A 13,416-nucleotide genomic window follows, 5' to 3' on the forward strand; every position below is an offset into this window, starting at 1 on the left:
GCTAATCGGCAAGTGCGTCGATCAGAACCTGCAGATGCCCGCGCGAGCATCGTTCGATGCGTGCGCAGACACCGAAAACTTCGGCGAGACTTGCTGCGGTCACGACCTCGCCGGGCGCACCGAAGCGGACGATGCGCCCTTCGTGCAGCAGCATGGCGCGGTCGCACGCGCGCATGGCGGCGTTGATGTCGTGCAGCACGACCACCGTCACCATGCGCCGCTCGCGCGTAACCTCGCGCAGCACCTGCATGACGTGAAACTGATGGTTCAGGTCGAGCGCGGAAAGCGGTTCGTCGAGCAGCAGCACCTGCGGGTCGCGCACGAGCGCCTGTGCAATGCCCACGAGCTGCCGCTGGCCTCCGGAGAGTTCGTCGAGCGAGCGGCTGGCCAGCGCTTCGATACCGAGGCGCTCCAGCACCGCATAGGCAGCGGCCAGATCGCTGGACGACGCGCTGGACAACCCGCCGCGCCGCAACGCCGGATCGCGCGCCGCGCGGCCCGCCACCAGCACCGATTCGAGCACCTGAAGGCGCACGCCGGCAGGCAGCGTCTGCGGCAGATAGACCACGCTATGCGAGCGCGCACTGGCGGCAGAAAGCGCGAGCGGCGCGCCGTCGAGCGCGAGGCCACCCGAAGTCGGCGCGGTCAGGCCCGCGAGCGCGCGCAGCAGCGTGGACTTGCCGCTGCCGTTCGGCCCGAGCAGCGCCGTGATCTCGCCGCGCGGCAACGGTCCCGCGCTCAGGTTCCGCAGCACCTCGCGCCGGCCATACCGCACGGAAAGCCCCTGTATGACGAGGCCGCTCATTGCGACGCCCCCTGCGAGCGCACGACGATACCCAGAAAAAGCGGAATGCCCACGAGCGCCGTGACGATGCCCACGGGAATCAGCACGCCGGGCACGAGCAGCTTCGAAGCGATGGAGGCAAGCGAAAGCATCAGCGCGCCGAGCAACAGGCTGCCGGGCAGATAGAAACGGTGATCCTCGCCGAACAGCGTGCGCGCGATATGCGGCGCAATCAGGCCGACGAAGCCGATCGTGCCGACAAACGACACGGCCAGCGCCGAGAGAACCGACACGCGCAACAGCGTGCCGAGGCGCAGGCGCCGCACGTCGATGCCGAAGCTCGCCGCGCGTTCTTCGCCGAGACGCAAGGCAGTCAGCGTCCACGCGTTGCGCATCGAGAACGGCACGGCCACGGCCAGCGCCACCGTGAGCACGCCCACCTTCGGCCAGTCGGCGCGAGCGAGCGAGCCGAGCGTCCAGAACACGAGCCCCTGCAGCGCATCGGCGGAGGCCACGAACTGCATGAGCTCGACGAGCGCATGAAACGAGAACACGAGCGCGATGCCCATGAGCACCACGCCGGCCGTGCTCATGCCGCGCCAGCGCGCCACCGCGTCCAGCAAGATCGCGGAGAGAAACGCGAACAGAAACGCATTCGCCGAAATGATCCAGGTCTGGCCAACGCCGGGAATCGTCACATCCAGCACGATCGCAAGCGACGCGCCGAACGCCGCCGCCGCGGAAACGCCCAGCGTATAGGGGCTCGCCAGCGGATTGTTGAGGATGGTCTGCATCTCCGCGCCCGAGAGCCCGAGCGACGCGCCCACCACGAGCGCCATCACCGCATAGGGCAAGCGGATCTGCCACACGATCACGCTGTTGGCCGGATCGGCCGAAGCGCGCTCGAAGAGCGTATGCAGCAGCGTGGCGACCGGCAGACCCGACGGCCCGGAGCTCAGGTCGAACGTGAGCGAGGCGAGAATCAGCATCACCACGCCGAGCAGGCACAGCACACGCCGGCGCGTGAGGCGCGCATAAGCGCGCACCTGGTCTTTCGCCGCCTGATCCGCGCTCGAAGCGCGCGCGTCCTGCGGCGCCTGGGCTACGAGAGGCATGTCGCTCATCGCGCAGCCTGTGCCGCTTGTGCAGCGGGAGCGGCCTGAGCGGCCGGCAGCGGTGCATCCACCCATTCGGTGCCGGTGTTGGGGATCGCGAGGAAGCGCCGGAACAGTTCGTCCTCGGTGGCCTCCACGTCGAGCGACTGGAACTTCTGCGGATAGAACCACTTCGCGAACGCCTCGATCGCGATGATGTTGTACGGCGAATCGTAGTAGTCGTGCGAAATGCCGTGCACGCGACCGTCGTGAATGGCCTTGATGGTATTGAACCCCGGGCGCGCGATCAGTTGCGCGAGGCTTGCCGCAGCGTCGTGCGCGCTCGTGAGCGGCCCCACGCGCAACGAAGCAAGACCCGGCTTCGTGCGGCTGCCCGTGGCGATATACACATCCGGCTGCGCCGCGATCACCTGCTCCATGCTGATGTCGCCCAAGGCGCCCGGCAGAAGACCCGCCGCGATGTTGCGCCCGCCCGCGGCCTCGACGAAGTCGCCGAAGCTGCCCTTGCCCGCCGTATGGCAGCAGCCGGCATCCCACACGCCGGCCAGCAGATCGACGAACACCTTCGGGTGCTGCGCCTCGGGAACGGTGGCCACCACCTGCTCCACGCGAGCAAGATGCGCCTGGTAGAACTGAATATAGGCATCGGCCTCTTTCTCGCGATGCAGGACTTCGCCGAGAATCCGCATGCTGGGCAGCGTGTTCTGCATGGGGTGCACGCGGAAATCGACGAACACCACCGTCGTGCCGGTGGCCTCCAGTTGCTTGACCACCGCGTTATACGGGCTCGGGCCGTGTCCGGCGATGCTGAAAATCGCCACATCGGGCTTGAGGGCCAGCGCCTTCTCGTCGCTCACGCTGTCTTCCGTGGACTTGCCGATCTGCGGAATCTGGCGAATTTGCGGGAATTTCTGGGCATAGGCGCCGTAAGTCTGCGGGTCCATGGCCGGCAGATCACCCTGCCAGCCCACGATGCGCGCGAGCGGCTGCTGCCCTTCGAGCAGCGCCACCGCCGTGAGCAGGCGCCCTTCGCCCAGCAGAATGCGATGCGGCTCGGCCGGAATCTTGACGGTACGCCCGGCCAGGTCAGTCACGGTAAGCGGCACCTGCGAACGCTGCGCGGCCTGCGGTGCAACGGCGGCGGAAGGGGCGGAGGCCGCGCGGGCGGGCGCTCCCGTCAACGCAATGGCGCCGGCGAGAACACAGGCGGCCGTGGCCGCCGCACCCCGTGCGTCCCGGAACAATCCAGAAATTGCCATGATATATTCAGATAATGCGAACGATTGCTATTTGCAGAGCGCCACTCTAACGACGCTTTGTAATGGCGATGTGTTGGAAGCCGGGCTTTTTGTAATGGAATGTATTGGCGCCCGGCGCCGACGGTAACGGCAGTAACAAGAGAAGGCGATGGATCACATTCTGGTCGTGGACGACGACCCCAACATCCGGCAACTGCTGCGCGACTATCTGCGCGAAATGGGCTACGAGACCAGCGTCGCGAGCAATGGCGCGCAGACGAAACGCATTCTCGGCACCGCGCAGATCGATCTGATCGTGCTCGACCTGATGCTCGACGGCGAGGACGGCCTCGATCTCACGCGCGAGCTGCGCCGCGCCAGCGACGTGCCGGTCATCATCCTCTCGGCGCGCGGCGGGCTGCTCGACCGGATTCTCGGCCTCGAAATGGGCGCCGACGACTACCTGCCCAAGCCGTTCGACCCGCGCGAACTGGTCGCCAAGATCAAGGTGGTCCTGCGTCGCACGCGCACCGTGCCGGGCATGCGACGCGGCGACGCCAGCGCTTTCATCACCTTCGCCGGGTGGCGGCTCGACACGCGCATGAAGCAGATGCTTTCGCCGGACGGCGTGGTGGTCTCGCTCGGTGGTTCGGACTACCGAACGCTGCGCACGCTGCTCGACCATCCGAACCGGCCGCTCGCGCGCGAGTTTCTGCTCGATCAGGTGTTCAACAAGAACATGACGCCGCTCGACCGCTCGATCGACGTGTGCGTGAGCCGCCTGCGGCAGCAGCTGCGCGACTCGGCGCGCGACCCCAACCTCATCCGCACCGTACGCAACGAAGGCTACATGCTGGTGGCCGAAGTCGGGTACGAAGCGTGACGCGGCGCTGGAGGTCGCCCGGTTGGTCGCACTTCGGTCAGCGCCTTTGGCCCGACACGCTGTTCGGGCGGCTCGTGCTAATTCTCGCGGCCGGCATGTTCGCCGGCCAGTTGCTCACCAGCACGATCTGGTTCGAAACGCACTACAACCGCACGCTGGAAATTCCGGCGCGGCTCTTCGCGAGCCGCCTTGCCGACACGGTGCGCCTCCTGCAGCACGCGCCCGATGCCGCCGCGCGCAACGCCGTCATCGCCTCGCTCGGCGACGCGCGCTATCGCCTGCATTGGGTGGACGGGCCGCCCTTGTCCGAGCCCGCCACCGATTCTCTGGCGCAACGCGCGACCGGCGACCTGATCGCGGGCGTGATCGACAAGCGCCTCGGCGAGCCCATCGACGTGCGCCTGATCGACGCCCAACTGCGCGACGACACGGGGCACCGTACCGGCGTGCTCAGCCTGTTCGATTCGCGCACGGCCACGGGCGACTTCCACGTGCAGCTCGACGTGCCCGGCGCGGGCTGGCTCGACGTGCGCTCGAACGAAGGCCAGGCCGGCATGCACATGGAGCGCAGCGCGCTCGTGCTCGACTACCTGCTGCGGATCTATCTGCTGCGCTTTCTCGCCGTCTGCGCGCTCGCCTTCGTGGCCGTGCGCTTCGCGCTCGAGCCGCTGCGCCAGTTCGCGGCCGCGGCGCAATCGCTCGGACACAACATCTACCGCGCGCCGCTGCCCGAAAGCGGGCCGCGCGAAGTGCGCCGCGCGGCCCGCTCGTTCAACGCCATGCAGCACCAGCTGATCGAAAGCATCACGGCGCGCACGCGCTTTCTGAGCGCGGTGTCGCACGATCTGCGCTCGCCGCTCACACGTCTGCGCTTGCGGGTGGAGATGCTGACCGATACGGCCGCACGCGACCGCCTGCGCGGCGACCTGGAGGAAATGGAGGCGATGGTGCGCGCAACGCTCGATGCAGTACAGGGCATCGAAATCACCGAGCCCCAGCAACGATTCGACCTGGACTCGATGCTGCACAGCCTCGCCGACGACGCCCGCGAAGCCGGCCATCGGGTGCAGATCGACGGACACGCCACGGCGCCGCTCTCGGGCTTTCCCCGCAATCTGAAACGCTGCCTGCAAAACCTCTTGGACAACGCGATCCGCTACGGCAGCGAGGCGCACGTGAGTGTCGCCGACGACGGCCGGCGCGTGCGCGTGGTGATCGGCGACAACGGCCCTGGCATTGCCGATGCGGCGCTGCGCGAGCGCGTTTTCGAGCCGTGGTTCCGCATCGCCGCTCAAAGCGGCGATGGGCCGGACGGCACCGGCCTCGGGCTCACGATTGCACGCAGCGTCGCGGCGGCACACGGCGGCACGCTCGTGCTGAACAACCGGCTGGAGGCAGGCAGGATCGTCGGCCTCGATGCCGAACTGACCCTGCCGCGCGACGACCGGATCGACGGGACGTAACGAGGGCCCCGAATTTGTCCGGTATTCGAAAGTGGATGACTGAATAGCGGTTCGCCGCCCCCTTATCATGAGCGTCAGCCTCGAACCTCATGCAACGCCTCAAGGGCCGGACGCCATGAACCAGTCTCTTCTCAAACCCGACTCGATCGTCTTTGCGGTCTTCCTCGGCGCCCTTGCGGCCCTTCCGCCGATCTCGATCGACATGGCGCTGCCCGCCCTCGTCGATATCGGGGACACACTCCACGCCACGAGCAGCCAGGCGGGCTTCACGCTCAGTCTCTTCATGGCAGGCTTCGTGATCGGGCCGCTCGGCTACGGGCCGCTCTCCGACGCCTATGGCCGCAAGCCCATGCTGCTGCTCGGCCTCTCGGTGTTCACCGCAGGCGGCCTGCTTGCGGCCCTCGCGCCCACCATCGACGTGCTGCTGTTCGCCCGTTTCGCTCAGGGCTTCGGCGCGGGCGCCGGCATGACGATGGCGCTCGCGATCGTGCGCGACCTGTTCAAGGGCGCGCCCATGCAACGGCGCATCGCCTCGATTACCGTGGTGGCCAACGTCGCGCCGGTTCTGGCGCCTTCGATCGGCGTCGCGCTGCTCGCCGCCATCCACTGGCGCGGCATTTACGGCGTGATGGCCGCATGCGGACTGCTTTGCGCGCTCGCCACCTGGACGCAACTGCAGGAATCGTCGCGCACCGCGCGCACGGGGTTCTCCCTCGGACGTCTGTGCCGCGACTATGCGACGGTCCTGCGCCACCGCGGTATCACCGCGCACATCCTGCTCAACGGGCTGGGCTTCGGGTGGATGTTCGCCTACGTGGCCGGATCGCCGCTCGTGTTCCTCAAGCTCCTGCACGTGAGTTCGCCCGCCTACGCGGCCATCTTCGCGACCACGGGCGCCGGCATCGTTGCAGGCGCAACCCTCAACGGCTTTCTCGCGAGGCACGGCGTCTCTTCAGCGCGACTGCTGATGCTGGCTGTCACGTTCGCCGCGCTCGCCGGCGCGGGACTGATCGCACTCGAATCGCTGGGCTGGGTGTCGGTCGCCACTGTGCTGCCCCTGCTGGTCGCAAGCACGTTCTGCTTCGGGCTTGCCGCACCCAGCGCCGCGCGCGGTGCGCTCGAACCGCTGCCCGAACTCGCCGGCGCCGCGGGCGGCCTGCTGACCTCCGTGCAGATGCTGTTCGGCGCCGCTTCGAGCTCGCTCGTGGCCATCCTGTTTCCGAAGCTGGGCCTGCTGGGCATGACCGGCGTGATGACGGCATGCGCGGTCGCGGCCATCGCCGTTCTGCTTGCAAACGCGAGCGCTACCCATCACCCGCACTGACGACAGGAGAGGCCGATTCGCGCCTCTCCCGCAGCCTCGCCGTCGTGCGTCAAAGCGACGCATCCTGCGTCTTTTCACCTGAATCGCACCGCGCCTGCATAGGCTGGGCGTGTGTCGCGCAGCGCGCCGAACTGTATCCTGAGTGAAGCGGGAGAAGTGTACTGTTGGCCCCCTTTCGATCGCACTTAATCTCTGCGGGCAATCAAACTTTCCATTGGTGCCCACTTCATGATCGTCCGCCCCGCGCTCAACTGGTTTCGCATGCTGTTTGTGTGGCACGGATCCGTTCTCAAGTCGATCATTCCGCAGCTCGCGTTCATGGCACTCGTCAGCCTGCTCGCCATGGCCACGCACGGGCGCCTGTTCGGCGAGAAGATCCCGCTGAATACGACACCCTTCACGCTGTGCGGCGTCGCGCTCACGATCTTCCTCGCGTTTCGCAACAACGCCAGCTACGAGCGCTACTGGGAGGCGCGGCGACACTGGGGCAACGTGCTGATCGCCGCACGCACGCTTGCTTCGCAGGTTCGCCAGTACGTGCCGGCCAATGCCGCCCATTTCGATCACTTCTCGTTTGTCCGGCTGCTGGCCGCGTTCGCCTGCACGCTCAAGCATCAGTTGCGCAGCACGGACCCCAGCGCCGACTTGACGAGGCTGCTCGGCAAGACCCAGGCATCGATCTATCGCAACCGCGTGTTTGCGCCGATCGTGCTGCTCGACGAAGCGCGCCGTCGACTCGCCGTGCTCAATCGCGCCGCCGTGCTTTCCGATACGCAACTCTGGATGATGGACAAGCAGCTCGACGATCTGGGCGCCTCGGCAGGCGCGTGCGAGCGCATTCACGCCACGCCCATTCCGTTCGCCTACGGGGTGCTGCTCCATCGCACCGTGTATGCGTACTGCGGCCTGCTGCCCTTTGGACTGATCGACTCGATCGGCTTTGCCACGCCGCTCATCTGCGTGTTCGTGTCTTATACCTTGCTCGCACTCGAAGCGATTGCCAGCGAGATCTCCGAGCCGTTCAGCCGCTCGCCCAACAGTCTCGCGCTCGACGCGATGACACGCACCATCGAGCGCTCGCTGTTCGAACTGTGCGACGAAACCGTGCCGCCGGCGTTGCAGCCCAATCCGCACTACGAACTGAGCTGACTGAGCTGACTTAGCGGGCGCAAGCCTTGGCGAGCTTGCCCACGGTCATGACCGCCTGCTCGATCTCGCCCGACCACGGGGTGCTGTAGTTCAGGCGAATGAAGTTCCGGTAGCTGTCCGTAATGGAGAACATATAGCCCGGCCCGATCGTGATGCCGTTCTCCAGCGCGAGCTGATAGAGCTTCATCGAATCGACCTGCTGCGGCAACTCCACCCACAGCACGTATCCGCCCGCGGGGCTCGAAATACGCGTGCCGGCCGGGAAAAAACGCGTGACCAGCGTGCGCATCAGGTTCGCCTGCTGCGCAAAGTATTTGCGCAAGCGTCTCAAGTGATGTTCGTAGCCATCGCGCTCGAGAAACTCCGCAATCGCCAGTTGGGGAATCACGGGCGTGGCCAGCGTGTTGAGGAATTTCAGTTTTTCGACTTCGTCGCGATAGCGGCCAGGCAAGGCCCAGCCAATGCGGTTTTCTGCCGTGAGGCTCTTCGAAAACGAGCTGCAATGCAGCACCATGCCCTTCTTGTCATACGATCTCAGCGTGCTCGGGTGCGACTCGCCGAAATAGAGTTCGTTGTAGACACCGTTTTCGATGATGGGAATGTCCGCGTCGTTGAGCAGCTCGACAAGCGCGCGCTTGCGTTCGTCGGGCATGTGAAAGCCCAGCGGATTCTGGAAATTCGGCATCACCATGCAGGCCGAAATTTTCTGCGTCTCGATGATGCCGGCCAGTTCGTCGACATCGATGCCGTACTCGGGATGCGTCGCCACCTCGATCGCCTTCATGCCCGAACGCTCGATGGCGTGCAGCATTGCGTAGAACGTGGGCGATTCCACCGCGATGACGTCGCCCGGCTTCGCCACCGCCTGCAAGCACAGATTGATCGCCTCCGTCGCGCCCACGGTCACGATGATCTCGTTCGGATCGACGGCCATGCCGTTTTCCAGATGGCGCCGCGCGATCTGCCGGATCAGATTCGGATTGCCCGGGGGCAGTCCGTTCGCCACGCCGCGCAACGACTTGTTGCGCCCCGCCGCGGAAGCGTAGCGATTGAGCTTTTCGAGCGGGAAGAGCACCGGGTCTGGATACGGCGAGCCGAGCGGCACCGCGTCGTCCACGCTGATCGAGCGCAGCGTGGAAAGCACGAGCCGGCTCACATCGACCGAAGCGGAAACGGCGATGGGCCGCGTGGGGCGCAGTTCGTTGGTGTCGTCCTGGCTACCCGCCGCGCGCTGGCTCACGAAATAGCCGGACTGCGGGCGGCTTTCCAGCATGCCCCGACTCTCCAGCAGCAGATACGCGCGTATTACGGTTGTAATGCTGATGCGATGTTGCTGGCTTGCCTGGCGCACCGAAAGAATCCGATCGCCTGGCCGGTAGACGCCTTTGCGGATGAGATTCTCGATGTCTTCCGCAAGCTTTTCATAGCGATTCACTGCCTTTTTCTCCCGAACCCGGACACAGTGCGCAAATTATATGAGGACGCCTGCCGAACTGTACTCTAGAAAGTGGACGGATTCTGTGTGCCTTGGAACATGGCCTTTGCTTTTACGCTTTCGCCTAACCCAACGTATTGCGCAACTGCACTGCGTGCACCGCGCGAGAGCGCGAAGTCAACGGAACCAGGGTCATGGACAAGGCAAAGCCCAAGGGCAAAATCGAGGCATATCATCACCCGGCCGCAGGTTGGGGCGCACTGAAATACGTCGCCATCAACCTCATCAAGGAACGCGTGTCGGGCGGCAACTATCGCACGCTGTTCAAGCAGAACCAGCCAGACGGCTTCGACTGCCCGGGCTGCGCGTGGCCCGACCGCCAGCACGCTTCGACCTTCGAATTCTGCGAGAACGGCGTGAAAGCCGTGGCGGCCGAGGCCACCACCAAGCGCGTCACGCCGTCGTTCTTCGAAGAGCACACCGTCGAGTCGCTCATGAAGCAGACCGACTACGAACTCGAACAGCACGGCCGGCTGACCGACCCGATGGCGTACGACGCCGTCACGGACCGATACCTGCCCATCGGCTGGGACGATGCTTTCGCGCTGATCGCGAAGCACCTGAACCGCCTCGATTCTCCCGACGAAGCCGCGTTCTATACGTCGGGCCGTGCGAGCAACGAGGCCGCGTTCCTCTACCAGTTGTTCGTGCGCATGTACGGTACGAACAATTTCCCCGACTGCTCGAACATGTGCCACGAGGCCACGAGCCGCGGCCTGCCTGCCACGGTGGGCATCGGCAAGGGCACGGTGACGCTGGACGACTTCGAGCACGCCGACACCATCATCATCTTCGGCCAGAATCCGGCGACGAATCACCCGCGCATGCTGGGCGAGTTGCGCGAAGCCTCGCGCCGCGGCGCCATCATCGTTTCGGTGAACCCGCTGCGCGAGCGCGGCCTCGAACGCTTCGCGAGCCCCCAGCATCCGGTGGAAATGCTGACGTTCGGCAGCACGAAGATCGCCTCGACCTTTATCCAGCCGAAGCTGGGCGGCGACTTCGCGCTCATCAAGGGCGTGGCCAAGCACCTCGTCGAACTCGACGACAAGGCCGTCGAGAACGGCACGGAACGCCTGCTCGACCTCGACTTCATCGCGCAGCACACGCTCGGCTTCGAAGCCTTCGCACAGGACCTGCGCGAAGAAAGCTGGCCGCGCCTCGAAGCGGAGTCCGGCGTCGCCCGCGAAGATATCGAAGGCCTCGCCCGCATCTATGTGAACGGCAAGCGCGTGATCGCAACGTGGGGCATGGGCATCACGCAGCACAAGAACTCGGTGCAAACCGTGCACATGCTCTCGAACCTCCTCATGATGCGCGGCAATATCGGCCGCGAGGGCGCGGGCCTGTGCCCCGTGCGCGGCCACTCGAACGTGCAGGGCAACCGCACGGTGGGCATCGAGGAAAAGCCCAGCCAGGCGTTTCTCGACCGGCTCGGCGAGGTCTTCCACTTCGAGCCGCCGCGCGAGCACGGCCTCGATGTGGTCGAGACCGTCGAGCACATGATCGAAGGCAAGGTGAAAGTCTTCATGGGTCTCGGCGGCAACTTCGCCATGGCCACGCCCGATACGCTGCGCACCTTCGACGGCCTGCGTTCCTGCGATCTCACGGTCCACATCACGACCAAGCTGAACCGCAGCCACCTCGTCCACGGCGCCGACGCGCTGATCCTGCCCACGCTCGGCCGCACCGAAATCGACGTGCAGAACGGCGTCGCCCAGGGCGTGACGGTGGAAGACTCGATGAGCATGGTGCACATCTCGTACGGCATGAACAAGCCCGCCTCGCCGAACCTCATGTCGGAGACAGCGATCATCGCGAACGTGGCTCATGCGACGCTCGGCGACGAGAAGATCGACTGGCTCGCCCACGCCGCCGACTACGCGAAGATTCGCGACGCGATCGAACAGACGATCGAAGGTTTCGACCAGTACAACGAGCGCATCCAGCACCCGGGCGGCTTCCATCTGCGCGTGGCCTCGCGCGAGCGCGACTGGAAAACGTCCACGGGCAAGGCGAATTTCGTCGTGCACGCCATCCAGGAGGACACGCCGATCGCGCGCGCCAAAGCGCTGCACGGCGAGCGCCTCATGACGCTCATGACCACGCGCTCGCACGACCAGTACAACACCACCGTCTACGCGCTCGACGACCGCTATCGCGGCGTGTTCGGGCAGCGGCGCGTCGTCTTCATCAATCCGGCGGATATTGAAATGCTGGGTTTCAGGAATGGCGACTGGGTGGACATGACCACCGTCTGGAACGACGGCGTCGAGCGCCGCGCGGATTACTTCCGCCTCGTCGAATACGACATTCCGCGCGGCTGCATCGGCGCGTACTACCCGGAGACCAACCCGCTCGTGCCGCTCTCGAGTGTGGGCGACGTCTGCAACACGCCGACTTCGAAGTCGATTCCCGTGCTGCTGCATCGCTCCTGCGAGCCGGCCGTGCTGCCCGCATTCTGATCGATTTCCCCTTGACCAGCCGGGTGTGCCCCCTCTGACCGTTGTACCGGTTCTCGGGGCGCCGCCCTGTTTTCTACCTGCCTGGTGATTATCATGTCTGTCGAAGCCCTCAACCTGGCGCGCGGTCAGTTCGCGATGACCGCGATCTTCCACATACTCTGGCCGATCCTCACGATCAGCCTTTCCGCGTTTCTGCTCGTCGTCGAGATCCTCTGGGTGAAGACGAGCGATGTGGTCTGGTATCGCCATGCGCGATTCTGGAGCAAGCTGCTGATCCTCAACTTCGCCGTGGGCGTGGTGAGCGGCATTCCCATGGAATTCCAGTTCGGCACCAACTGGGGCCCCTTCTCCGAATACACCGGCCAGTTCTTCGGCAACATCCTCGGCTTCGAAGGCGCGATGGCGTTCATGCTGGAAGCGGGTTTTGTCGGCATCATGATGCTGGGCTGGGGCCGCGTGCCCAAGGGCGTGCACCTCTTCGCCACCGCCATGGTCGCGCTCGGCTCCTCGCTCTCCGCGTTCTGGATCATGGTGGCGAACTCGTGGCTGCAAACGCCGCGCGGCGTGGCCGTGGTGAACGGCAAGCTGGTCGTCACCGACTACGTGCAGGCGATCTTCAATCCGGACATGGCGTGGGGCGTCTCGCACATGTGGTTCGCCGCACTCGAAACCGGCCTCGTGGTCGTTGCCGGTATTTCGGCGTACTACCTGTTCAAGCGCCGCAACCCCGAGTTCTTCGTGCGCTCGTTCAAGCTCGCGCTCGTGATGCTCGCGTTCGTGGCGCCGGTGCAGATCTGGCTGGGCGATTCGAGCGGCGTGGACGTTTTCGCCACGCAACCGGCCAAGGGCGCCGCCATCGAAGGCCACTGGGAAACGAATGCGCCGGGCACGGGCGCAAGCTGGTCGCTGCTCGCCTGGCCCGATGCCGCGAAGCAGCGCAACGACTGGTCGCTCGAAATCCCCGGCATGCTGAGCATTCTGGGTACGCATAGCCTGCACGGCCAGGTCACGGGTCTCAAGGACATTCCCGTGGAGAACCAGCCGCCGATGATGCCACTCCTCTACTACGCGTTCCGCGCGATGGCCGGCATCGGCTTCCTGTTCATGGTGCTCGCCTTCTGGACCGTGTATGCATTGCGCCAGTCGCGCGGCCGGCTCGAAGCCCTGCTCGCACGCCGCAAGCTGCTGCTCGCCTGGGTGCTGGCGATTCCGCTGCCCTATCTCGCCGTGGAGTGCGGCTGGATCGTTCGCGAAGTGGGCCGCCAGCCGTGGGTCGTGTACGGCCTGCTGCGCACGGAGCATGCCGCCTCGGCCATTCCGGCCGCCACCGTGACGGGCAGCATGATCATGTTCGCCGCTTTCTTCGTCGTGCTGATTACTTCGTTCTTCGTGTTTGCACGGCGCTGGCTGCGCCGCGGTCCCGATCTCCAGTTGATGCCGGCCGTGGAGCCGGCCAGGCCGGCGGTCGCGCACGCAGTCGAGTACTGACCGGCTCCGGTCCGT

10 protein-coding genes are annotated in these 13,416 nt (G+C 65.5%); 6 read left to right on the top strand and 4 right to left on the bottom strand.

The features are described 5' to 3' along the window. Position 1 precedes the first annotated feature (1 nt). Genes U5760_RS08920 through U5760_RS08930 form a run of 3 tightly spaced genes read right to left on the bottom strand, consistent with a single transcriptional unit; the run spans position 2 to position 3,158 of the window. A complete protein-coding gene (locus tag U5760_RS08920) occupies positions 2-805 on the bottom strand; it encodes an ABC transporter ATP-binding protein (RefSeq protein WP_322011155.1) in 804 nt (267 codons plus the stop codon). Continuing rightward, positions 802-1,908, bottom strand: a complete 1,107-nt coding sequence (locus tag U5760_RS08925; protein ID WP_415914066.1) for a FecCD family ABC transporter permease — start codon at positions 1,906-1,908, stop codon at positions 802-804. The genes U5760_RS08920 and U5760_RS08925 overlap by 4 nt, the downstream gene beginning before the upstream one ends. Then, positions 1,905-3,158, bottom strand: a complete 1,254-nt coding sequence (locus U5760_RS08930; RefSeq protein ID WP_322011156.1) for an ABC transporter substrate-binding protein — start codon at positions 3,156-3,158, stop codon at positions 1,905-1,907. Before U5760_RS08930 ends, U5760_RS08925 begins: the two co-directional genes overlap by 4 nt. A 148-nt stretch (positions 3,159-3,306) precedes the next feature. Between U5760_RS08930 and U5760_RS08935 the strand changes: the two genes are divergently transcribed. The 4 genes from U5760_RS08935 to U5760_RS08950 all read left to right on the top strand — a co-directional run bounded on the left by U5760_RS08935 (position 3,307) and on the right by U5760_RS08950 (position 7,956). Beyond that, positions 3,307-4,020, top strand: coding sequence for a response regulator transcription factor (locus tag U5760_RS08935; protein WP_322011157.1), 714 nt, complete (start codon positions 3,307-3,309; stop codon positions 4,018-4,020). Positions 4,021-4,094: 74 nt separating this feature from the next. Further along, positions 4,095-5,483 carry an ATP-binding protein gene (locus tag U5760_RS08940; RefSeq protein ID WP_322011158.1) on the top strand — a complete coding sequence of 463 codons (1,389 nt, stop codon included), beginning with the start codon at positions 4,095-4,097 and terminating at the stop codon, positions 5,481-5,483. 115 nt (positions 5,484-5,598) lie between these two features. Beyond that, positions 5,599-6,807, top strand: coding sequence for a multidrug effflux MFS transporter (locus tag U5760_RS08945; protein ID WP_322011159.1), 1,209 nt, complete (start codon positions 5,599-5,601; stop codon positions 6,805-6,807). Between the two features lie 228 nt (positions 6,808-7,035). Further along, positions 7,036-7,956, top strand: coding sequence for a bestrophin family protein (locus U5760_RS08950; RefSeq protein ID WP_322011160.1), 921 nt, complete (start codon positions 7,036-7,038; stop codon positions 7,954-7,956). A 10-nt stretch (positions 7,957-7,966) separates the two neighbouring features. Here the strand turns inward: U5760_RS08950 and U5760_RS08955 are convergent, their stop codons facing one another. Next, the gene (locus U5760_RS08955) at positions 7,967-9,391 is read right to left on the bottom strand and encodes a PLP-dependent aminotransferase family protein (RefSeq protein ID WP_322011161.1); all 1,425 of its coding nucleotides are present in this window, start codon (positions 9,389-9,391) and stop codon (positions 7,967-7,969) included. Positions 9,392-9,585: 194 nt separating this feature from the next. Here U5760_RS08955 and U5760_RS08960 point away from each other — a divergent pair, with 194 nt between their 5' ends. Further along, entirely contained in the window at positions 9,586-11,913 is a 2,328-nt protein-coding gene (locus U5760_RS08960; protein WP_322011162.1) for an FdhF/YdeP family oxidoreductase, read from the top strand. Between the two features lie 93 nt (positions 11,914-12,006). Continuing rightward, a complete protein-coding gene (locus U5760_RS08965; RefSeq protein ID WP_322011164.1) occupies positions 12,007-13,401 on the top strand; it encodes a cytochrome ubiquinol oxidase subunit I in 1,395 nt (464 codons plus the stop codon). The last annotated feature ends 15 nt before the right edge of the window (positions 13,402-13,416 follow it).

This window comes from Paraburkholderia sp. J12, from assembly GCF_905220215.1.
Taxonomy (GTDB): domain Bacteria; phylum Pseudomonadota; class Gammaproteobacteria; order Burkholderiales; family Burkholderiaceae; genus Paraburkholderia.

Coding starts and splice junctions, on each gene's coding strand:
- U5760_RS08930 (WP_322011156.1), bottom strand. CDS start 3,158: ATGGCAATTTCTGGATTGTTCCGGGACGCACGGGGTGCGGCGGCCACG.
- U5760_RS08945 (WP_322011159.1), top strand. CDS start 5,599: ATGAACCAGTCTCTTCTCAAACCCGACTCGATCGTCTTTGCGGTCTTC.
- U5760_RS08950 (WP_322011160.1), top strand. CDS start 7,036: ATGATCGTCCGCCCCGCGCTCAACTGGTTTCGCATGCTGTTTGTGTGG.
- U5760_RS08965 (WP_322011164.1), top strand. CDS start 12,007: ATGTCTGTCGAAGCCCTCAACCTGGCGCGCGGTCAGTTCGCGATGACC.
- U5760_RS08925 (WP_415914066.1), bottom strand. CDS start 1,908: ATGAGCGACATGCCTCTCGTAGCCCAGGCGCCGCAGGACGCGCGCGCT.
- U5760_RS08935 (WP_322011157.1), top strand. CDS start 3,307: ATGGATCACATTCTGGTCGTGGACGACGACCCCAACATCCGGCAACTG.
- U5760_RS08920 (WP_322011155.1), bottom strand. CDS start 805: ATGAGCGGCCTCGTCATACAGGGGCTTTCCGTGCGGTATGGCCGGCGC.
- U5760_RS08960 (WP_322011162.1), top strand. CDS start 9,586: ATGGACAAGGCAAAGCCCAAGGGCAAAATCGAGGCATATCATCACCCG.